Here is a 19,380-nt window from a genome sequence, read left to right as displayed (position 1 = left end):
CAAGACTCATGGCAATCAGTTGCCGCGATGCAGCTTGCTCATCAGCTCTGCCTCGGCCTGGGTCAGGCCGCAGCTTTCGGTCAGCTCGGCCACGCTGGCGCCCATACCCACCAGCTTGGCCGCCTGGGTGAAGGTGACGTTGTGCGGGTCGCGCTGTTCCAGTTGCTGGATCTTGTCGGGCAGCGGCGCAACCGCCACGCGCAAGTCATGCAGCGCCTCGCCCATGCGCACGGTACCGTTCTGGTAATCATCCAGGCGCTTGGCCAGGTCCTTGATGCGCTGGTCACGCAGCGCGTCACCCGCTGCCTGCTGCGCAGCCAGCTCGCGCTGGCGCTTGCTGTAGTTGAGGAAAAACCACAGGCTCAGCGCCCAGACCAGCGCCAGGAAGATGACAGCAACCTCGAGGATCAACTCAGATGTTCTCCAGCTCGGACCACTCTTCCTCGGTCATCATCTTGTCCAGCTCGACCAGGATCAGCAGTTCGCCGTTCTTGTTGCACACGCCCTGGATGAACTTGGCCGACTCTTCGTTACCCACGTTCGGCGCGGTCTCGATCTCGGACTGGCGCAGGTAGACCACCTCGGCCACGCTGTCGACCAGGATACCGACCACTTGCTTGTCGGCCTCGATGATGACGATACGGGTGTTGTCGGTGACTTCAGTCGGCATAAGGCCAAAGCGCTGGCGGGTGTCGATCACGGTCACCACGTTGCCGCGCAGGTTGATGATGCCCAGCACGTAGCTTGGTGCACCCGGCACCGGGGCGATCTCGGTGTAGCGCAACACTTCCTGCACCTGCATCACGTTGATGCCGTAGGACTCATTGTCCAGACGGAAGGTAACCCATTGCAGGATCGGATCTTCGGAACCTTGTGCAGACGACTTTTTCATTCCCCTACCCTCAAAATCCGCCATAGGCGGTGTGTTCGGTGTCATTTCTGTTTGGCGTGCATCTGCTTGACCGCACCACTGGCGATCAGCTCGGCCAGTGCAGCGACGTCGAGCAGCGCACACATGTGTTCAATAACCGTGCCGGCCAGCCACGGGCGCTGGCCACGCTGGCTGCGCCACTTGATCTCGGACGGGTCCAGGCGCAGCGAGCGGCTGACCTGGTGTACGGCCAGCCCCCATTCGTAGCCCTGCACGGAAATCACGTACTGCAGGCCCTGGCGAAAATCATCGCGGTAGCGATCGGGCATCACCCAGCGCGCGGTGTCCAGCACCTTCAGGTTGCCGGCCTGGCAGGTCAGGATGCCGAGAAACCAATCCGGCTGGCCGAATAGTGGTGTCAGTTCCTGGCCGGCCAGGGTGTAGATCGAGCCCAGGCACACCAGCGGCACCGCCAGGGTCAGGCCCGCCACGTCGAACAGCAGGCATTCGAACGGCTCGGCGGCCCAGACCGGGCGGCCATCGACCGTGGCCGGGGGCACGGGTACCTGCGGCGCCGGCAGGTGTACGTCCACCAGCGGCACTGCCGGCTCCACGGTCTGCTCCTCGACCAGCACCGGGATGCTGGCCTCGGCCACCACCTCGCGCTCGACTACCGTCACTACCGGTGCCTCCACCGGCATCACCTGTGGCAGCACCGCCAGCCTGGGCTCGGCGAACGGCCGTGGTGCGGGGCTCACGGTTGCGTCGGCTGACGCCGGCCTGGCTTGCTGCAAGGCATCACGCACCTGCTCTTCGCGCACCGCTTCGGCGAACTCGTCCGCCGCAGCTGGCGCCTCGAACAGGTCTTCAGCTTCGGTGGCTTCCTGCAGCAGGCCGTCGAGGTACGACTGCAGGGCCATCTGTGGCCGGGTACTGGTTTGCCGGGTCTGGGTCATCAGGCCACCTGCGCCGTAGTCTTGTAGGTCAGCAGGTGCTTGAGCAGCGCCCTGTAGGCAACCAGACCGCGGCTCTTGCTATCGAATTGCGAGGGCGTGACGCCCTTGCGGCTGGCATCGCGCAGGCGCGTATCCACCGGGATATAGCCCTGCCACACATGCTGGCCGTAGGTGTCACGCAGCAGCTTGAGCGTGGCCAGCGAGGCCTGGGTGCGGCGGTCGAACAAGGTCGGCACGATCTGGTACGGCAGCGCCTGCTTGCGCGAGCGGTTGACCATGGCCAGGGTCCCGACCATGCGCTCCAGGCCCTTTACCGCGAGAAATTCGGTTTGCACCGGAATCACCAGCTGCTGGCTGGCTGCCAGGGCATTGACCATCAGCACACCGAGCAAGGGTGGGCTGTCGATCAGGGCATAGTCGAAATCCTGCCACAGCTGCGCCAGACTCTTGGCGATCACCAGGCCCAGGCCGTTCTGCCCCGGTGACTGGCGCTCCAGCACCGCCAGCGCGGTACTCGACGGCAACAGCGAGATGCGTTCGTCACTGGTAGGCAGCAGCAGTTGCCCGGGCAGGCCCTCGGGCACCGTGCCCTTGTGCAGGAACAGGTCGTAGCAGCTGTGCTCCAGGGCATCGGGGTTGTGCCCGAAATAGCTGGTCATCGAGCCGTGCGGGTCGAGGTCGACGACGACCACGCGCTTGCCGGCCTCGGCCAGCAGGCCGGCCAGGGCGATGGTAGTGGTGGTCTTGCCGACGCCACCTTTTTGATTGGCTACTGCCCAGACTCTCATCAAGCAAACTCTATCTATTGATTTGGCAGGGACACTGCTGGGGCAACTGTCTTGCTCAACATCGGAAAGCTGGCGCGATCAGTGTAGGAGCGGGTTTACCCGCGAACACCGGCGCAGCCGGTGCCATGCACCGTGTCACCTTCTTCGCGGGTGAACCCGCTCCCACAGAGGACCGCTACATTCAACTACTTGGCAGCGTCGGGGAATTGACGAATCACTGCCCCGCCACCGTTGCTGGCGTTGCCGGTGCACTTTGTGTGCCAGCCCGGCGCAATGCAGCATCCGGCGTGGCATTGGCACTGCCCGAGCCAGTCAGGCTGCGGCGCACTTCGAGGTTGCGCGAAATCACCAGCACCACGCGGCGATTGCGCGCACGGCCTTCGGCAGTGTCGTTGCTGGCAACCGGCTGGTACTCGCCATAGCCGACCGAGGCCATGCGTGCCGGGTTGACCCCTTCCATGGCCAGCAGGCGCACGATGCTTGCCGCCCGAGCCGAAGACAACTCCCAGTTGGTCGGGTACTGCGCAGTGCGGATCGGCAAGTTATCGGTAAAGCCTTCGACGTGAACCGGGTTGGCGAACGGCTTGAGAATGCCGGCCACTTTCTCGATGATCGCAAATGCCTTGTCGCTGGGCATGGCATCGCCGCTGCCGAACAGCAACGAGGAATTGAGCTCGATCTCGATCCACAGTTCATTGCCGCGCACAGTCATCTGGTCGCTCTTGATCAGGTCGCCAAAGGCATCGCGCACGTCATCGCTGATGGTTTTCAGCGGGTCAATACTGGTCGCCCCAAGGCCCGCATCGGTCTGCTCGCTGTCCTTCACCAACGGCTCGGCCGGGCGCACGCTCAGCGGCCGCTCTTCACCGATGGGGATCGGCTTCATGCTGCGCTCGGGGTCGTTGAACACCCCGAGCAAGGCCTGGGAAATGACCTTGTACTTGCCCTCGTTGATCGAGGAAATCGAGTACATCACCACGAAAAAGGCGAACAGCAGAGTAATGAAGTCGGCGTACGACACCAGCCAGCGTTCGTGGTTTTCGTGCTCCTCGGTATGACGACGGCGACGCATGGGTTACTCCATGAAGCCTTGCAGCTTCAGCTCGATCGAGCGCGGGTTCTCACCCTCGGCAATCGACAGCAGGCCCTCGAGCAGCATCTCGCGGTAGCGCGACTGGCGCATGACGATGGCCTTGAGCTTGCTGGCGATCGGCAGCAGCACCAGGTTGGCGCTGGCCACGCCGTAGATGGTCGCGACAAAGGCCACGGCAATGCCGTTGCCCAACTGCGACGGGTCGGCCAGGTTGCCCATCACGTGAATCAGGCCCATCACCGCACCGATGATGCCGATTGTCGGCGCGTAGCCGCCCATGCTCTCGAACACCTTCGCGGCCTGGATATCACGGCTTTCCTGGGTCAGGAAGTCGACTTCGAGGATGCTGCGGATGGCCTCCGGCTCGGCACCATCCACCAGCAGCTGCAGGCCCTTGCGCGCATAAGGGTCAGGCTCGCTGTCAGCCACCCCTTCCAGGCCCAGCAGGCCTTCCTTGCGCGCGGTCAGGCTCCAGTTGACGACGCGGTCGATCCCGCCCGCCAGGTCGACCCGTGGCGGAAACAGGATCCAGCGCAGAATCTGCAAGGCACGCTTGAACGACGACAGCGGCGACTGCAGCAAGGCCGCCGCCAGGGTGCCGCCCAGCACGATCAGTGCCGCCGGGCCATTGATCAGGGCGCCGACATGGCCGCCTTCGAGGAAGTTGCCACCGACGATGGCGACAAACGCGAGGATCAGGCCGATCAGGCTGAGCACGTCCATCAGACGCACGCCTCCACCAGGTGCTTGCCGATTTCGTCCAGGCTGTACACCGCGTCGGCCAGGTTGGCCTTGACGATGGCCATGGGCATGCCATAGATCACGCAGCTGGCTTCATCCTGGGCCCAGACCGTGCTGCCGCCCTGCTTGAGCAGGCGCGCCCCTTCACGACCATCGGCACCCATGCCGGTAAGCACCACCGACAGCACCTTGTCGCCATACGACTTGGCCGCCGAGCCGAAGGTGATGTCCACGCACGGTTTGTAGTTCAGACGCTCGTCACCGGGCAGGATTTTCACCGCGCCACGGCCGTCGATCATCATCTGCTTGCCACCTGGGGCCAGCAGGGCCAGGCCCGGGCGCAGCATGTCGCCGTCCTCGGCTTCCTTGACGCTGATGCGGCACAGCTTGTCCAGGCGCTCGGCAAAGGCCTTGGTGAACGCCGCCGGCATGTGCTGGATCAGTACGATCGGCGCCGGGAAGTTGGCCGGCAGCTGGGTCAGCACCCGCTGCAGGGCGACCGGGCCGCCCGTGGAGGTACCGATGGCCACCAGTTTGTATGGCTTGCGCTTGGGTGCCGGCGAATGCGCTGGCGCCGCTGCCGGGGCCGCTGCACGGGCAGGCGCAGGCGTGCGCGCCGCTGCCGGGCTGGCGAAACTGCTGGCAGCTGCGTGACCGCTGCCTGCTGGCGCGGGTACGGGTGCGGCAACCGGCGCATGGCTGGCGTAGCTGCCAAAACGGCGGTTGCTGCGGGAAATGGTATGCACCTTCTCGCACAGCAGTTGCTTGACCTTGTCGGGGTTGCGCGAGATGTCCTCGAAGTTCTTCGGCAGGTAATCCACCGCACCGGCATCCAGCGCATCGAGGGTGACACGGGCGCCTTCATGGGTCAGCGACGAGAACATCAACACCGGCGTCGGGCAGCGCTGCATGATGTGCCGCACCGCGGTGATGCCGTCCATCATGGGCATTTCGTAGTCCATGGTGATGACATCGGGCTTCAGCGCCAGCGCCTGGTCGATTGCTTCCTTGCCGTTGGTCGCGGTACCCACTACCTGGATCGTCGGATCCGCCGAGAGGATTTCCGAGACGCGGCGGCGGAAGAAACCGGAATCATCCACCACCAGGACCTTGACTGCCATAAACACTCCATTAGGCGGCGCAACCCGCCAGGGTGCGCCACCGAAATCAAATACGCCGCGCGGCGTAACGCTTGAGCATGCTCGGGACGTCGAGAATCAACGCGATGCGACCGTCGCCGGTGATGGTGGCCCCGGACATGCCCGGGGTGCCCTGCAGCATCTTGCCCAGCGGCTTGATTACCACTTCTTCCTGGCCAACCAGTTGATCGACGACAAAGCCGATGCGCTGGGTGCCGACCGACAGGATCACCACGTGGCCCTCGTGCTGCTCTTCGTGCACCTGGCCCTGGACCAGCCAGCGCTTGAGGTAGAACAGCGGCAGCGCCTTGTCGCGTACGATCACCACTTCCTGGCCGTCGACCACGTTGGTGCGCGACAGGTCGAGGTGGAAAATCTCGTTGACGTTGACCAGCGGGAAGGCAAACGCCTGGTTGCCCAGCATCACCATCAGGGTGGGCATGATCGCCAGGGTCAGCGGCACTTTGATGACGATCTTCGAGCCTTGGCCCTTGGCCGAGAAGATGTTGATCGAGCCGTTGAGCTGGGAGATCTTGGTCTTCACCACGTCCATGCCCACACCACGACCGGACACGTCGGAAATCTCGGTCTTGGTCGAGAAGCCCGGGGCGAAGATCAGGTTGTAGCAGTCCGACTCGCTCAGGCGCTCGGCGGCATCCTTGTCCATCAGGCCCTTTTCCACGGCCTTGGCGCGCAGGATGTTAGGGTCCATGCCCTTGCCGTCGTCGGAGATCGACAGCAGGATGTGGTCGCCTTCCTGCTCGGCCGACAGCACCACGCGGCCGGTACGCGCCTTGCCGGAGGCTTCACGCTCCTCGGGCATCTCCACGCCATGGTCGACGGCATTGCGCACCAGGTGCACCAACGGGTCGGCCAGGGCCTCGACCAGGTTCTTGTCGAGGTCGGTCTCTTCGCCGACCAGCTCCAGGTTGATTTCTTTCTTGAGCTGGCGGGCCAGGTCACGCACCAGGCGCGGGAAGCGGCCGAAGACTTTCTTGATCGGCTGCATGCGGGTTTTCATCACCGCGGTCTGCAGGTCGGCGGTGACCACGTCGAGGTTGGACACGGCCTTGGACATGGCCTCGTCACCGCTGTTAAGGCCCAGGCGCACCAGACGGTTACGCACCAGCACCAGTTCGCCGACCATGTTCATGATCTCGTCCAGGCGCGCGGTATCGACCCGCACAGTGGTTTCCGCTTCGCTGGCGCCATGCTTGTCGGCGGCCGGGGCAGGGGCGCGGGGTGCTGCAGCAGGTTTGCTGGCAGGCGCAGGAGCCGGGGCAGCAGCTGCTGCTGGCTTGGCCACGGGCTGGCTGTCGGCCTTGGCCGCTGCCGGCGCTTGCACCTTGGTTGCAGCCGGGGCTTCGACGGCGGCCACGTCGCCGCCAAACTTGCCTTTGCCGTGCAACTGGTCCAGCAGCGCCTCGAACTCGTGCTCGCTGATTTCATCGCTGGCTGCACTGGTGTCAGTTGCAGCAGGCGCCGGCGCCTTGGCAGCGGGCAAGGCATCGGCCTGGAAGGTACCCTTGCCATGCAACTGGTCCAGCAGTGATTCGAATTCGGCGTCGGTAATTTCGTCGCTGGCCACTTCCGGCGCGCTGGCAACCGGCTGCGCGGCAACCTCGGCGCTGAACTGGCCTTTGCCGTGCAACTGGTCGAGCAGCGACTCGAACTCGGCGTCGGTGATTTCGTCACCTTCACCGCTCACGGTCTCGCCCTGCATCTGCTCGTCGGCCGCAGCTTGCGCCTTGACCGCATCGAGCGAATCGAGCAGCTGTTCGAACTCGCTGTCGGTGATGTCCTGCTCCTCGGCAGGCGCTTCGGCAACCGGTGCCGGTGCTGCGGCGGCAGGCGCTTCAACGGCCACGGCGCCCCCCGGCTCGGCCAGGCGCGACAGCGCCGCCAAAAGCTCGGGGGTAGCCGGGGTCACTTCGGTGCGCTCGCGCACCTGGCCAAACATGCTGTTGACCGTATCCAGTGCCTCGAGCACCACATCCATCAGTTCCGCGTCGACCCGGCGCTCACCTTTGCGCAGGACATCGAACACGTTCTCGGCGATATGGCAGCACTCCACCAGCTCGTTCAGCTGAAGGAAGCCGGCGCCCCCTTTTACAGTGTGGAAACCGCGAAAGATCGCATTGAGCAGGTCGGCATCGTCGGGCCGGCTTTCCAGCTCGACCAGTTGCTCGGACAGTTGCTCAAGAATTTCGCCGGCTTCTACCAGGAAATCCTGGAGGATTTCTTCATCGGCGCCGAAGCTCATCAAACGTGCTCCTTAAAAACCCAGGCTGGACAGCAGATCATCGACATCGTCCTGACCGGACACAACGTCTTCACGCTTATCGGCATGAATCTGCGGACCTTCACCCCGAGTCGGATGTTTTTCTCGATCTTTTTCTGCGCGCAGCTGATCGTGGTCATGCTGGATGCCCGCGAAGCGGTCGACCTGGCTGGCCATCAGCACCAGTTTGAGCAGGTTGCTTTCCACCTCGGTGACCAGGGTGGTGACGCGCTTGATCACCTGGCCGGTCAGGTCCTGATAGTCCTGGGCCAGCAGAATGTCGTTGAGGTGCCCGGCGACCTTGCGGTTGCCCTCGGCGCTGTGCGTCAGGAAACTGTCGATGCGTTTGACCAGGTCACGGAACTCCGGCGCAGCCACTTCACGGCGCATGAAACGCTGCCAGTCGGCGCTCAGTGCATGTGCCTCGCTGGCCAAATCGTTGAGCACCGGGGTGCTTTCCTCGACCAGGTCCATGGTGCGGTTGGCCGCGCCCTCGGTAAGCCTGACCACGTAAGACAGGCGCTCGGTGGCGTCGGTAATCTGCGACACCTCCTCGGCCTGCGGCATGGTCGGGTCGATCTGGAAACTGACGATGGCACTGTGCAGCTCGCGGGTCAGCTTGCCGACTTCCTGGTACAGGCCGCGGTCGCGGGTCTGGTTCAGCTCATGAATCAGCTGCACCGCCTCGCCGAAACGGCCCCGCTCCAGGCTTTCGACCAGCTCCTGGGCATGCTTCTTCAGGGTCGATTCGAACTCGCCCAAAGACGTTTGTGATGAATCCATGGCGCGCCCCCTGACGTGACTCAGCCGTTGACGCGTTCGAAGATCTTCTCGATCTTTTCTTTGAGCACCTGGGCGGTGAACGGCTTGACCACGTAACCATTGACGCCGGCCTGGGCCGCTTCGATGATCTGGTCGCGCTTGGCTTCGGCGGTCACCATCAGTACCGGCATGCTCTTCAGCTTGTCGCTGGCACGCACTTTACGCAGCAGGTCGATGCCGGACATGCCAGGCATGTTCCAGTCGGTCACCAGGAAGTCGTAGTGGCCGTTCTCCAGCATCGGCAGCGCCGTGGTGCCGTCATCGGCTTCTTCGGTGTTGGTGAAGCCCAGGTCACGCAACAGGTTCTTGATGATCCGCCGCATCGTCGAAAAGTCGTCAACGATGAGGATTTTCATGTCTTTGTTCAAGTAGACCTCCAAGCAGTCTCAAACGCGCTCGGCCCCGAGCGCGCATTCACAATTCGGTACAACGTAGAAAACGACTGCAACGACAGCGGGCTCAACGCGCCCGCCATTCCCCCAGGCGGCTGCGCAGGCGCGCGGCACACTGGCTGTGCAACTGGCTGACCCGCGACTCGCTGACCCCCAGCACCTCACCGATTTCCTTGAGGTTCAGCTCTTCGTCGTAGTACAGCGCCAGCACCAGGCGCTCACGCTCCGGCAGGTTGGCGATGGCCTCGGTCAGGGCGACCTGGAAGCGCTCGTCCTCCAGGCCACGCGCAGGTTCTACCTGGCCACTGGCACCATCCTCATGCAGCCCTTCGTGCTCGCCGTCCTGCAACAGGTCGTCGAAGCTGAACAGGCGGCTGCCCAAGGTATCGTTCAAGATCCCGTAGTAATCATCGAGACTCAATTGGAGTTCGGCAGCAACTTCATGATCTTTAGCGTCACGTCCGGTTCTGGCTTCAACCGCACGCATCGCGTCGCTGACCATGCGGGTGTTGCGGTGCACCGAACGCGGTGCCCAGTCGCCCTTGCGCACTTCATCGAGCATGGCCCCGCGAATGCGGATGCCGGCGTAGGTTTCAAAGCTGGCGCCCTTGCTGGCGTCGTATTTGTTGGCTACTTCCAGCAGGCCGATCATGCCGGCCTGGATCAGGTCCTCGACCTGCACGTTGGCCGGCAACCGCGCCAGCAGGTGGTAGGCAATGCGCTTGACCAGCGGGGCGTAGCGTTCGATCAGCTCGTACTGGGCGTCTTTCGACGCTCGGCTGTACATCTTGAAACCGCTGGCGTTCATAGCACTGGACCCGCGCTGGTGGGTTGCACCAGACGCTCGACAAAGAACTCCAGATGGCCACGCGGGTTGGCCGGCAGCGGCCAGCTGTCGACCTTCTGGGCTATCGCCTTGAAGGCCAGCGCGCACTTGGACCGTGGGAAAGCTTCGTACACGGCACGCTGCTTCTGCACCGCCTTGCGCACGCACTCGTCATACGGCACAGCACCCACATACTGCAGGGCAACGTCGAGGAAACGGTCGGTGACCTTGGTCAGCTTGGCGAACAGGTTACGGCCTTCCTGCGGGCTCTGCGCCATGTTGGCCAGCACGCGGAAACGGTTCATGCCGTAGTCGCGGTTGAGCAGCTTGATCAGGGCGTAGGCGTCGGTGATCGAGGTGGGTTCGTCGCATACCACCAGCAGCACCTCCTGTGCCGCGCGGACGAAGCTGACCACCGAATCACCGATACCCGCCGCGGTGTCGATCACCAGCACGTCGAGGTTGTCGCCAATTTCGCTGAACGCCTGGATCAGCCCGGCATGCTGGGCCGGGGCCAGGTGCACCATGCTCTGCGTGCCCGAGGCAGCCGGTACGATGCGCACACCACCGGGGCCCTGCAACATCACGTCGCGCAATTCGCAGCGCCCTTCGATGACATCGGCCAGGGTCCGCTTGGGGGTAAGGCCCAGCAGCACGTCGACATTGGCCAGGCCCAGGTCGGCGTCGAGCAGCATGACCCTGCGGCCAAGCTCGGCCAGCGCCAGGGACAGGTTCACTGAAACGTTAGTCTTGCCGACGCCACCTTTGCCACCGGTCACGGCGATCACCTGTACGGGATGCATGCTACCCATGTCTGTTCTTTACCTTGTCTCGCTGGGACTCAGGCCACACGTAGGGCAATTCTGCGTACCCTTTGGCATAGCTACCTTGCACACACTTCATCATCAACCCGCTCGCCGTGGGTTGTGATAGAGATCAGCGAACATGTCGGCCATGGCCTCTTCGCTGGGCTCGTCCTGCTGCTGCACATTGACCGCGCGGGTGACCAACTGGTGCCCCCGAGGCAGGTGCAGGTCGTCAGGAATGCGCGGCCCATCGGTCAGGTAGGCCACTGGCAGTTCATGACTGATGGCAAGGCTCAGCACATCGCCAAGGCTCGCCGTTTCATCGAGTTTGGTCAGGATGCAACCAGCCAGGCCGCAGCGCTTGTAGCTGTGGTAGGCAGCAGTCAGCACCTGCTTCTGGCTGGTGGTGGCCAGCACCAGGTAGTTCTTCGCGGCAATGCCACGCCCGGCCAGGGTTTCAAGTTGCATGCGCAGGGCCGGGTCACTGGCCTGCAGGCCAGCGGTATCGATCAGCACCACGCGCTTGCGCAGCAGCGGCTCCAGCGCCGCGGCCAGCGACTGGCCCGGGTCGACGTAGGTCACAGGCACGTTAAGGATGCGGCCCAGGGTCTTGAGCTGCTCCTGGGCGCCGATGCGGAAGCTGTCCATGCTCACCAGCGCCAGGTTCTGCGCCCCGTACTTGAGCACGTAGCGGGCGGCCAGCTTGGCCAGGGTGGTGGTCTTGCCCATGCCGGCCGGGCCGACCATGGCGATCACCCCACCCTCTTCGATCGGCTCGACCTCGGGGATTTCGATCATCCGCGCCAGATGCGCCAGCAACATGCGCCAGGCCTGACGTGGCTCGTCGATCTCGGCGGTCAGGTCCAGCAGCTCACGGGCGATCGGCCCGGACAGACCGATGCGCTGCAGCCGGCGCCAGACGGTGGCCTGCTGCGGCTTGCTGCCTTGCAGCTGGTTCCAGGCCAGCGAGCCGAGCTGCACTTCCAGCAGCTCGCGCAGGCCCGAAAGCTCGGAGCGCATGGCATCGAACAGGCGCGGATCGACCGGCGCCGACGCAGGGGCTGGCGCAGCGGCCTCGGGCGCATCGATGTGCGGTTCGACCAACGGCTCGGCGGCGGTCAGCGACTGCCCGGCGAACAATTGGCGGTTGTTGTCGCTGCTGTCCTGACGATGATCCAGTTCGGCCTGGGCAGTGGCGATGCGCGTATGGGTCTTGCGCAGCTCTTCTTCCAGTTCGGCGTTGGGCACACGCGGGGCCAGGGCAGACAGCTTGTAGTCCAGCGCGGCCGTCAGTTCGACACCGCCGGCGATGCGACGGTTGCCGATGATGGCGGCATCGGCGCCCAGCTCATCACGGACCAGCTTCATGGCCTGACGCATATCGGCGGCGAAAAATCGCTTAACTTGCATTATCCCCTACCTCAGCCGTTAGGGCCCACGGTGGCAACGATGGTGACTTGCTTGTTGTCCGGTATTTCCTGATACGCCAGAACATGCAAATTCGGTACAGCCAGACGACCGAAACGCGACAGCATGGCGCGGATCGGGCCGGCGACCAGGAGGATGGCCGGTTGGCCCTGCATTTCCTGGCGCTGGGCCGCCTCGATCAACGAACGCTGCAGCTTCTCGGCCATGCTCGGTTCCAGAAGAACACCGTCTTCCTGACCTTGCCCGGCCCTTTGCAGACTATTGAGCAAAATCTGTTCCAACCTTGGCTCCAGGGTAATCACTGGCAGCTCCGACTCAACGCCGACAATGCTTTGCACGATGGCGCGACACAATCCGACGCGCACCGCCGCCACCAGCGCGGCGGTATCTTGACTCTTGCCGGCGTTGTTAGCGATCGCCTCGGCGATACTGCGGATATCGCGTACGGGCACCTGTTCCGACAACAGCGCCTGCAGCACCTTGAGCAGGCCCGACAACGAAATGACACCCGGCACCAGCTCTTCTGCAAGTTTAGGCGATGCCTTGGCCAACACCTGCAGCAGTTGCTGGACCTCTTCATGGCCGATCAGTTCGTGGCAGTGCTTCTGCAGAATCTGGTTCAGGTGCGTAGCCACCACGGTACTGGCATCGACCACGGTGTAGCCCAGCGACTGCGCCTGGGAACGCTGGCCGACATCAATCCACACGGCCTCCAGGCCGAACGCCGGATCGCGTGCGGCAATGCCGTTGAGAGTACCGAACACCTGCCCCGGGTTGATTGCCAGTTCGCGATCCGGGTAGATCTCGGCTTCGGCCAGGATCACCCCCATCAGGGTCAGGCGATAGGCGCTGGGCTGCAGGTCAAGGTTGTCGCGGATGTGCACGGTGGGCATGAGGAAGCCCAGGTCCTGCGACAGCTTCTTGCGCACGCCCTTGATTCGCGCCAGCAATTGGCCACCCTGGTTGCGATCGACCAGCGGGATCAGCCGGTAGCCGACCTCCAGGCCAATCATGTCGATCGGCGTGACGTCATCCCAGCCCAGCTCCTTGGTTTCCAGCGCGCGTTGTGGCGATGGCAGCAGGTCCTGCTGGCGCTGCGCTTCCTGCAGCGCCTGCGCCTTGGCCTTCTGCTGCTTCTTCCACACCAGGTACGCGCCACCACCAGCCAGCAGGCCAAGGCTGAGGAAGGCCACGTGCGGCATGCCCGGCACCAGGCCCATGACGATCATCAGCGCGCCGGACACCGCCAGGGCCTTGGGCGAATCGAACATCTGCCGGTTGATCAGCTTGCCCATGTCCTCGGAGCCCGAGGCGCGGGTAACCATGATCGCGGCAGCGGTCGACAGCAGCAGTGATGGCAATTGCGCCACCAAACCGTCACCGATAGTCAGCAAGGCGTACACCTTGCCGGCATCGCCAAAGCTCATGCCGTGCTGCAGCATGCCGATCAGCATGCCGCCGATCAGGTTAATGAACAGGATCAGCAAACCGGCGATGGCGTCACCGCGAACGAACTTGCTGGCACCGTCCATCGAACCGTAGAACTCGGCCTCCTGCGCCACTTCGGCACGACGGTGCTTGGCCTGGGCCTGGTCGATCAGGCCGGCATTGAGATCGGCGTCGATGGCCATCTGCTTGCCGGGCATGGCGTCGAGGGTGAAACGCGCGCTCACCTCCGAGATACGCCCGGCACCCTTGGTCACCACCACGAAGTTGATGATCATGAGGATGGCGAACACCACGGCACCGACCACGTAGTTACCGCCGATCACCACCTCGCCGAAGGCCTGGATCACCTTGCCGGCGGCGCCATGGCCCTCCTGGCCATGCAGCATCACCACCCGGGTGGAAGCCACGTTCAGGGCCAGGCGCAACAGCGTGGCCACCAGCAGGATGGTAGGGAACGCAGCGAAGTCGAGCGGGCGCAGGGCGTAGACGCAGACCAGCAGGACCACGATCGACAGGGCGATGTTGAAAGTGAAGAACACATCGAGCAGGAACGGCGGTATCGGCAACATCATCATTGCCAACATCACCAGCAGCAACAGCGGTACACCCAGGTTGCCCCGACCGAGCCCGGCCAGGTTGTTACGGGCGTTGCTGATTAACTGAGTGCGATCCACCGCGAGTCCTCTTGATGCAAAACTTTGACGCACAGGGGGCGCCTGGCGCTGGCTTTGCAAGAAGCTTTCCAACTTTGCTCGATGGGGGATTTATGTTGCCTGTTCCGGCCTCTTCGCGGGTGAACCCGCTCCCACAGGGACCGCAGCAGAGGACCTGTGGGAGCGGGTTCACCCGCGAAAGGGCCAGAAGCCCTGACACAAGGTCAACTGTCGCGGCGCAGGTCCGGCGGAATCGGCAGGTCGTCCTTAAGCGGCTCTGGCCGCTTGCCCTTGCCAGCCCGGTACTGGCGGATCTGGAACACGTAGGCCAGCACCTGCGCCACCGCCAGGTAAAGCCCGGCAGGGATTTCCTGTTCGAGCTCGGTGGAGTAGTAGATCGCCCGCGCCAATGCCGGTGATTCGAGGATCTGGACCTTGTGCTCCACACCGATCTCGCGAATCTTCAAGGCAATGAAATCCGTCCCCTTGGCAAGCAGCAACGGCGCTGCCCCACCTTTTTCCGGGTCGTACTGCAAGGCCACCGCATAATGCGTCGGGTTGGTGATGATCACGTCGGCCTGCGGCACAGCCGCCATCATGCGCCGCTGCGATACCTCGCGCTGCAGCTGGCGAATACGCTGCTTGACCTCAGGCTTGCCTTCGCTGTCCTTGTACTCGTCGCGCACTTCCTGCTTGGTCATCTTCATTTTCTTGTGGGTCTGCCACAGCTGGAACGGCACGTCAGCCGCCGCGATCAGCAGCAGCCCGGCCGACATCCACAACGCACTCCAGCCCACTACCTGCAAGCTGTGGATGATCGCCTGCTCCAGCGGCTCGTTGGCGATCGACAGCAAGGCCTGGCGATCGCTGACCAGCACCACCACCGCCACCACCAGGATCACGAAGAACTTGGCCAGCGCCTTGAGCAGCTCGGTCAGGGCGTGCATCGAGAACATGCGTTTGATACCCGACAGCGGGTTCATGCGGCTGAACTTGGGCTGCAGCAGGCTGCCGGAGAACAGGAAACCGCTCAGTGCGATGGGTGCCACGAAGGAGATCACGAAGAGCAGGATCAGCACCGGCTGCGTCGCCCAAATCGCCATCTTGCCCGAGGCCAACAGGAAGGCGCTCATAGCCCGCTCGTCGACGATGATGTCGCGGGTCAGGCTGAAGTTCATGCGCATCATCTCCAGCAGCGTCTCGGCCAGGTGGCCGCCGAAGGCCAGCAGGCCACCGGCGCCGGCCAGGGTCACCGCCACCGTGTTCAGCTCCTTGGAGCGCGCGATCTCGCCTTTCTCGCGAGCATCGCGCTTGCGCTTTTCGGTGGGGTCTTCTGTCTTGTCCTGACCGCTCTCGCTTTCCGCCATGCTCAGCGCGCCCTCGCCAGTTCACGCAGCCATTGCAGCGCTTCGCTGGCCAATGCCTGGTAGTGGGACAGCACATCGGCCAGGCCGACCCAGAAAATGAACATGCCCATGACCAGGGTCAGCGGGAAACCGATGGAGAAAATGTTCAGTTGCGGCGCGGCGCGGGTCATCACACCAAAGGCAATGTTCACGACCAACAGCGCGGCGATCACCGGCAGAATCAGCAGCAGGCCTGCGGCAAATACCCAGCCCAGGCGCCCGGCCAGCTCCCAGAAATGGTTGACTACCAGTGCGTTGCCCACCGGCAAGGTGGTGAAGCTTTCGGTCAGCACCTCGAACACCACCAGGTGGCCATTCATCAGCAGGAACAACACACTTACCAGCATGGTCATGAACTGGCTGATCACCGTGACGTTGACCCCGTTGGCTGGGTCGACCATCGAAGCGAAGGCCATACCCATCTGCACCGCGACGATCTGCCCGGCAATCACGAACACCTGGAACAGCAACTGCAAAGCCAGGCCGAACAGCGCGCCGACAATGATCTGCTCGGCACACAGCAGCAAACCGCGCAGGCTCAGCGGGTCGAACTCAGGCAGGGGGGGCAGTGCCGGGACGATTACCACGGTAATAGCCACCGCCACGTACAGGCGCACCCGCGCCGGCAGCATGCGGGTGCCGAGGATGGGCATGGTCATCAGCACCGCCGTCACCCGGAACAACGGCAGGATGAAGGTCGCGACCCAGGTGCCGATCTGCGTGTCGGTCAGCTCCAGCATCGGCGCGTCAACCGATCAGCTGCGGGATGTTGGTGTAGAGACTGGTGATGTACTCCATGAACTTCTGCACCAGCCACGGCCCGGCGATGATCAACGTCACCAGCATCACCAACAGGCGCGGCAGGAAACTCAGGGTCTGTTCGTTGATCTGCGTGGCGGCCTGGAACATCGCCACCACCAGGCCCACCAGCAGGCTCGGCACCACCAGCACGGCAACCATCAGCGTGGTAAGCCATAACGCATCACGGAACAGGTCGACAGCGACTTCAGGTGTCATCGGCGGCTCTCCTTGACGGCGTCAGACGCCGCCGAAACTACTGGCCAGGGTACCCATGATCAGCGCCCAGCCATCGACCAGCACGAACAGCATGATCTTGAACGGCAGCGAGATGATCAGTGGCGACAGCATCATCATGCCCATGGCCATCAGCACGCTGGCCACCACCATGTCGATGATCAGGAACGGGATGAAAATCATGAAACCGATCTGGAACGCGGTCTTCAGCTCGGAGGTGACGAACGCCGGCACCAGGATCGTCAGCGGCACCTGGTCCGGGCCGGCGATGTCTGTACGCTTGGACAGGCGCATGAACAGGTCGAGGTCGCTTTGCCGGGTTTGTGCCAGCATGAAGTCCTTGAGCGGCCCCTGGGCCTTGTCGATGGCCTGCTGGGCGGTCATCTGCTCCTTCAGGTACGGCTGCAGGGCGTCCTGGTTCACCCGGTCGAACACCGGCGCCATGATGAACATGGTCAGGAACAGCGCCATGCCGGTCAGCAACTGGTTCGACGGCGTCTGCTGCAGGCCCAAGGCCTGACGCAGGATCGAGAACACGATGATGATGCGGGTGAAGCTGGTCATCAGGATGACGAACGCCGGGATGAAGCTGAGCGCAGTCATGATCAGCAGGATCTGCAGGCTGACCGAATATTCCTGCTGCCCGTCCGGGGTATTGGACAGGGTAATGGCCGGGATCGACAGCGGGTCGGCACCCAGGGCCAGCGGCGCAGCCAGCAGCAGCGCCAGAGTCAACAACACACGCAGCGCGCCACTCATCACTTCTTGTCCTTAGGGTCCTTGCCCATCAGCTCCATCAGCCGCTGGGCAAACTCCGGCGTCGCCTGGCGGGCGTTTTCCGGCACTTCCACGGGCTCGGCCAGCACATGCAGGGCCTCGATGCTGCCAGGGGTATGGCCGATCAGGATCTGCTCCTTGCCCACCTGCACCAGCAGCAGGCGGTCACGCGGGCCGATGGCCCGGCTGCCGACGATCTCGATCACCTGCCCGCCCTTCACCGCCGTGCTTTGCAGACGCCGCAGCAACCAGGCCAGGAAGAAGATCAGGCCGACCACCAGCAGCAGGCCGAAAACCATCTGCGCCAGCTGCCCACCGAGGCTGCCAGGTGCGGTTGCCGGTGTGGCCGCCGGTGTGGCCGCGGCCAGGCAAGCCTGGCTGGCGAGCAGCGCGGCAGCCGCCGCGATGGCGCGCATCGTGCCCTTCACTCAGCGCAGCTTCTTGATACGTTCGCTGGGGCTGATCACGTCGGTCAGGCGGATGCCGAACTTCTCGTTGACCACCACTACCTCGCCATGGGCGATCAGCGTGCCGTTGACCAGCACGTCGAGCGGTTCGCCGGCCAGGCGGTCGAGCTCGATCACCGAGCCCTGGTTGAGCTGCAGCAGGTTGCGGATGTTGATCTCGGTGCTGCCCACTTCCATGGAAATGTTCACCGGGATATCCAGGATCACGTCCAGGTTCGGGCCTTCGAGGCTGACGTTTTCGTTCGGCTTCGGCGAGCTGGCGAACTCCTCCATCGGCAGGCGTCCCGGTCCGCTGGTGCTGCTGCCGGTGTCACCACCCAGCAGTGCATCAATGTCGGCCTGGCCGGCTGCACCGGTTTCCTCCAGTGCCGCAGCCCACTCATCGGCCAGTGCCTGGTCCTCTGCGGAGGTAATCTCGTTTTCGTTAGCCATGGTTTCCTCGACAGGCATTCAATTCGTTATGTGCGATCGGCACGCCTTCAGCGGCGTTCGATCGGGTCGATGATCTGCAGCGCCAGGTTGCCCTTGTGCGAACCCAGGCGCGCCTTGAACGACGGCACGCCGTTGGCACGCAGCACCAGGTGCTCGGGCAGCTCCACCGGGATCACGTCACCAGGCTGCATGTGCAGGATGTCGCGCAGCTTCAACTGGCGACGGGCTACGGTGGCGGTCAGCGGCACGGCAACATCCAGCACGTCCTCGCGCAGGGCCTTGACCCAGCGCTCGTCCTGGTCGTCCAGGTCGGACTGGAAACCGGCGTCGAGCATTTCCCGCACCGGCTCGATCATCGAGTACGGCATGGTCACGTGCAGGTCGCCGCCACCGCCGTCCAGTTCGATGTGGAAAGTGGACACCACCACCGCCTCGCTGGGGCCGACAATGTTGGCCATGGCCGGGTTGACCTCGGAGTTCATGTACTCGAAGGTGACCGGCATGATTGCCTGCCAGGCTTCCTTGAGGTCCACGAAGCACTGGTCCAGCACCATGCGCACCACGCGCAACTCTGTGGGGGTGAACTCGCGGCCTTCGATCTTGGCATGGCGGCCATCGCCGCCGAAGAAGTTGTCCACCAGCTTGAACACCAGCTTGGCATCGAGGATGAACAGCGAAGTGCCGCGCAGCGGCTTGATCTTGACCAGGTTGAGGCTGGTCGGCACGTACAGCGAGTGCACGTATTCGCCAAACTTCATCACCTGCACGCCACCCACCGCCACGTCGGCGGAGCGGCGCAGCAGGTTGAACATGCTGATACGGGTGTAGCGGGCGAAGCGCTCGTTGATCATTTCCAGGGTCGGCATGCGACCCCGCACGATACGGTCCTGACTGGTCAGGTCGTAGCTTTTGATGCTGCCAGGCTCGGATGCACTCTCGGTCTGCACCAGCCCGTCGTCGACGCCATGCAACAGGGCATCGATTTCATCCTGGGACAGCAGGTCCTGTACGGCCATTG

General features: G+C 63.5%; 21 protein-coding genes. All 21 read right to left on the bottom strand.

Annotated elements, in window-relative coordinates; all coding sequences use genetic code 11:
• Positions 1 to 15 precede the first annotated feature (15 nt).
• Complete coding sequence (locus MJ643_RS21645) at positions 16 to 411, bottom strand: DUF2802 domain-containing protein (RefSeq protein ID WP_015271199.1); 396 nt, start codon at positions 409 to 411, stop codon at positions 16 to 18.
• 1 nt (position 412) lies between these two features.
• Positions 413 to 892, bottom strand: a complete 480-nt coding sequence (locus MJ643_RS21640; RefSeq protein ID WP_003254393.1) for a chemotaxis protein CheW — start codon at positions 890 to 892, stop codon at positions 413 to 415.
• A gap of 41 nt (positions 893 to 933) precedes the next feature.
• Positions 934 to 1,827 (bottom strand): CheW domain-containing protein, encoded by an 894-nt coding sequence (locus MJ643_RS21635; RefSeq protein WP_024087453.1) that lies wholly within the window; start codon positions 1,825 to 1,827, stop codon positions 934 to 936.
• Positions 1,827 to 2,615: a ParA family protein gene (locus MJ643_RS21630; protein WP_024087454.1), complete on the bottom strand. Its 789-nt coding sequence runs from the start codon at positions 2,613 to 2,615 to the stop codon at positions 1,827 to 1,829. The genes MJ643_RS21635 and MJ643_RS21630 overlap by 1 nt, the downstream gene beginning before the upstream one ends.
• A 214-nt stretch (positions 2,616 to 2,829) precedes the next feature.
• Complete coding sequence (gene motD, locus MJ643_RS21625; protein WP_013973579.1) at positions 2,830 to 3,687, bottom strand: flagellar motor protein MotD; 858 nt, start codon at positions 3,685 to 3,687, stop codon at positions 2,830 to 2,832.
• Positions 3,688 to 3,690: 3 nt separating this feature from the next.
• Complete coding sequence (locus tag MJ643_RS21620) at positions 3,691 to 4,431, bottom strand: flagellar motor protein (protein WP_013973580.1); 741 nt, start codon at positions 4,429 to 4,431, stop codon at positions 3,691 to 3,693.
• Complete coding sequence (locus MJ643_RS21615) at positions 4,431 to 5,570, bottom strand: chemotaxis response regulator protein-glutamate methylesterase (RefSeq protein ID WP_013973581.1); 1,140 nt, start codon at positions 5,568 to 5,570, stop codon at positions 4,431 to 4,433. Before MJ643_RS21615 ends, MJ643_RS21620 begins: the two co-directional genes overlap by 1 nt.
• A gap of 46 nt (positions 5,571 to 5,616) precedes the next feature.
• Positions 5,617 to 7,851, bottom strand: a complete 2,235-nt coding sequence (locus MJ643_RS21610) for a chemotaxis protein CheA (RefSeq protein ID WP_013973582.1) — start codon at positions 7,849 to 7,851, stop codon at positions 5,617 to 5,619.
• 12 nt (positions 7,852 to 7,863) lie between these two features.
• A complete protein-coding gene (locus MJ643_RS21605; protein ID WP_023663318.1) occupies positions 7,864 to 8,652 on the bottom strand; it encodes a protein phosphatase CheZ in 789 nt (262 codons plus the stop codon).
• 20 nt (positions 8,653 to 8,672) lie between these two features.
• Complete coding sequence (locus tag MJ643_RS21600) at positions 8,673 to 9,047, bottom strand: chemotaxis response regulator CheY (RefSeq protein ID WP_023663319.1); 375 nt, start codon at positions 9,045 to 9,047, stop codon at positions 8,673 to 8,675.
• 103 nt (positions 9,048 to 9,150) lie between these two features.
• Positions 9,151 to 9,891, bottom strand: a complete 741-nt coding sequence (gene fliA, locus MJ643_RS21595; protein WP_013973585.1) for an RNA polymerase sigma factor FliA — start codon at positions 9,889 to 9,891, stop codon at positions 9,151 to 9,153.
• Complete coding sequence (fleN, locus tag MJ643_RS21590; protein ID WP_003254408.1) at positions 9,888 to 10,721, bottom strand: flagellar synthesis regulator FleN; 834 nt, start codon at positions 10,719 to 10,721, stop codon at positions 9,888 to 9,890. Before fleN ends, fliA begins: the two co-directional genes overlap by 4 nt.
• 93 nt (positions 10,722 to 10,814) lie before the next feature.
• The gene (gene flhF / locus MJ643_RS21585) at positions 10,815 to 12,125 is read right to left on the bottom strand and encodes a flagellar biosynthesis protein FlhF (RefSeq protein ID WP_013973587.1); all 1,311 of its coding nucleotides are present in this window, start codon (positions 12,123 to 12,125) and stop codon (positions 10,815 to 10,817) included.
• 11 nt (positions 12,126 to 12,136) lie between these two features.
• The gene (flhA, locus tag MJ643_RS21580) at positions 12,137 to 14,266 is read right to left on the bottom strand and encodes a flagellar biosynthesis protein FlhA (RefSeq protein ID WP_013973588.1); all 2,130 of its coding nucleotides are present in this window, start codon (positions 14,264 to 14,266) and stop codon (positions 12,137 to 12,139) included.
• Between the two features lie 203 nt (positions 14,267 to 14,469).
• A complete protein-coding gene (flhB, locus tag MJ643_RS21575) occupies positions 14,470 to 15,612 on the bottom strand; it encodes a flagellar biosynthesis protein FlhB (protein WP_013973589.1) in 1,143 nt (380 codons plus the stop codon).
• Between the two features lie 2 nt (positions 15,613 to 15,614).
• The gene (gene fliR, locus MJ643_RS21570) at positions 15,615 to 16,391 is read right to left on the bottom strand and encodes a flagellar biosynthetic protein FliR (RefSeq protein WP_013973590.1); all 777 of its coding nucleotides are present in this window, start codon (positions 16,389 to 16,391) and stop codon (positions 15,615 to 15,617) included.
• A gap of 7 nt (positions 16,392 to 16,398) precedes the next feature.
• Positions 16,399 to 16,668, bottom strand: a complete 270-nt coding sequence (gene fliQ / locus MJ643_RS21565) for a flagellar biosynthesis protein FliQ (protein WP_013973591.1) — start codon at positions 16,666 to 16,668, stop codon at positions 16,399 to 16,401.
• Between the two features lie 21 nt (positions 16,669 to 16,689).
• Positions 16,690 to 17,445: a flagellar type III secretion system pore protein FliP gene (gene fliP, locus MJ643_RS21560; RefSeq protein ID WP_038410037.1), complete on the bottom strand. Its 756-nt coding sequence runs from the start codon at positions 17,443 to 17,445 to the stop codon at positions 16,690 to 16,692.
• Positions 17,445 to 17,879, bottom strand: a complete 435-nt coding sequence (gene fliO / locus MJ643_RS21555) for a flagellar biosynthetic protein FliO (RefSeq protein ID WP_013973593.1) — start codon at positions 17,877 to 17,879, stop codon at positions 17,445 to 17,447. The genes fliP and fliO overlap by 1 nt, the downstream gene beginning before the upstream one ends.
• A 12-nt stretch (positions 17,880 to 17,891) precedes the next feature.
• Positions 17,892 to 18,362 carry a flagellar motor switch protein FliN gene (fliN, locus tag MJ643_RS21550; protein WP_024087456.1) on the bottom strand — a complete coding sequence of 157 codons (471 nt, stop codon included), beginning with the start codon at positions 18,360 to 18,362 and terminating at the stop codon, positions 17,892 to 17,894.
• A 47-nt stretch (positions 18,363 to 18,409) separates the two neighbouring features.
• Positions 18,410 to 19,378 (bottom strand): flagellar motor switch protein FliM, encoded by a 969-nt coding sequence (fliM, locus tag MJ643_RS21545; RefSeq protein ID WP_013973595.1) that lies wholly within the window; start codon positions 19,376 to 19,378, stop codon positions 18,410 to 18,412.
• Between the last annotated feature and the right edge of the window lie 2 nt (positions 19,379 to 19,380).

The organism is Pseudomonas sp. PNPG3 (assembly GCF_023093815.1).
GTDB lineage: Bacteria > Pseudomonadota > Gammaproteobacteria > Pseudomonadales > Pseudomonadaceae > Aquipseudomonas > Aquipseudomonas asiatica.
Note: the sequence above shows the minus strand (reverse complement) of the source record. Positions and strands in the feature narration are given on the sequence as shown.

Excerpts from the sequence above, each read along its gene's own strand:
- MJ643_RS21640 (WP_003254393.1), bottom strand. The coding sequence starts at position 892 with ATGAAAAAGTCGTCTGCACAAGGTTCCGAAGATCCGATCCTGCAATGG.
- MJ643_RS21635 (WP_024087453.1), bottom strand. The coding sequence starts at position 1,827 with ATGACCCAGACCCGGCAAACCAGTACCCGGCCACAGATGGCCCTGCAG.
- MJ643_RS21630 (WP_024087454.1), bottom strand. The coding sequence starts at position 2,615 with ATGAGAGTCTGGGCAGTAGCCAATCAAAAAGGTGGCGTCGGCAAGACC.
- motD (WP_013973579.1), bottom strand. The coding sequence starts at position 3,687 with ATGCGTCGCCGTCGTCATACCGAGGAGCACGAAAACCACGAACGCTGG.
- MJ643_RS21620 (WP_013973580.1), bottom strand. The coding sequence starts at position 4,431 with ATGGACGTGCTCAGCCTGATCGGCCTGATCCTCGCGTTTGTCGCCATC.
- MJ643_RS21615 (WP_013973581.1), bottom strand. The coding sequence starts at position 5,570 with ATGGCAGTCAAGGTCCTGGTGGTGGATGATTCCGGTTTCTTCCGCCGC.
- MJ643_RS21610 (WP_013973582.1), bottom strand. The coding sequence starts at position 7,851 with ATGAGCTTCGGCGCCGATGAAGAAATCCTCCAGGATTTCCTGGTAGAA.
- MJ643_RS21605 (WP_023663318.1), bottom strand. The coding sequence starts at position 8,652 with ATGGATTCATCACAAACGTCTTTGGGCGAGTTCGAATCGACCCTGAAG.
- MJ643_RS21600 (WP_023663319.1), bottom strand. The coding sequence starts at position 9,047 with ATGAAAATCCTCATCGTTGACGACTTTTCGACGATGCGGCGGATCATC.
- fliA (WP_013973585.1), bottom strand. The coding sequence starts at position 9,891 with ATGAACGCCAGCGGTTTCAAGATGTACAGCCGAGCGTCGAAAGACGCC.
- fleN (WP_003254408.1), bottom strand. The coding sequence starts at position 10,721 with ATGGGTAGCATGCATCCCGTACAGGTGATCGCCGTGACCGGTGGCAAA.
- flhF (WP_013973587.1), bottom strand. The coding sequence starts at position 12,125 with ATGCAAGTTAAGCGATTTTTCGCCGCCGATATGCGTCAGGCCATGAAG.
- flhB (WP_013973589.1), bottom strand. The coding sequence starts at position 15,612 with ATGGCGGAAAGCGAGAGCGGTCAGGACAAGACAGAAGACCCCACCGAA.
- fliR (WP_013973590.1), bottom strand. The coding sequence starts at position 16,391 with ATGCTGGAGCTGACCGACACGCAGATCGGCACCTGGGTCGCGACCTTC.
- fliQ (WP_013973591.1), bottom strand. The coding sequence starts at position 16,668 with ATGACACCTGAAGTCGCTGTCGACCTGTTCCGTGATGCGTTATGGCTT.
- fliP (WP_038410037.1), bottom strand. The coding sequence starts at position 17,445 with ATGAGTGGCGCGCTGCGTGTGTTGTTGACTCTGGCGCTGCTGCTGGCT.
- fliO (WP_013973593.1), bottom strand. The coding sequence starts at position 17,879 with ATGCGCGCCATCGCGGCGGCTGCCGCGCTGCTCGCCAGCCAGGCTTGC.
- fliN (WP_024087456.1), bottom strand. The coding sequence starts at position 18,362 with ATGGCTAACGAAAACGAGATTACCTCCGCAGAGGACCAGGCACTGGCC.
- fliM (WP_013973595.1), bottom strand. The coding sequence starts at position 19,378 with ATGGCCGTACAGGACCTGCTGTCCCAGGATGAAATCGATGCCCTGTTG.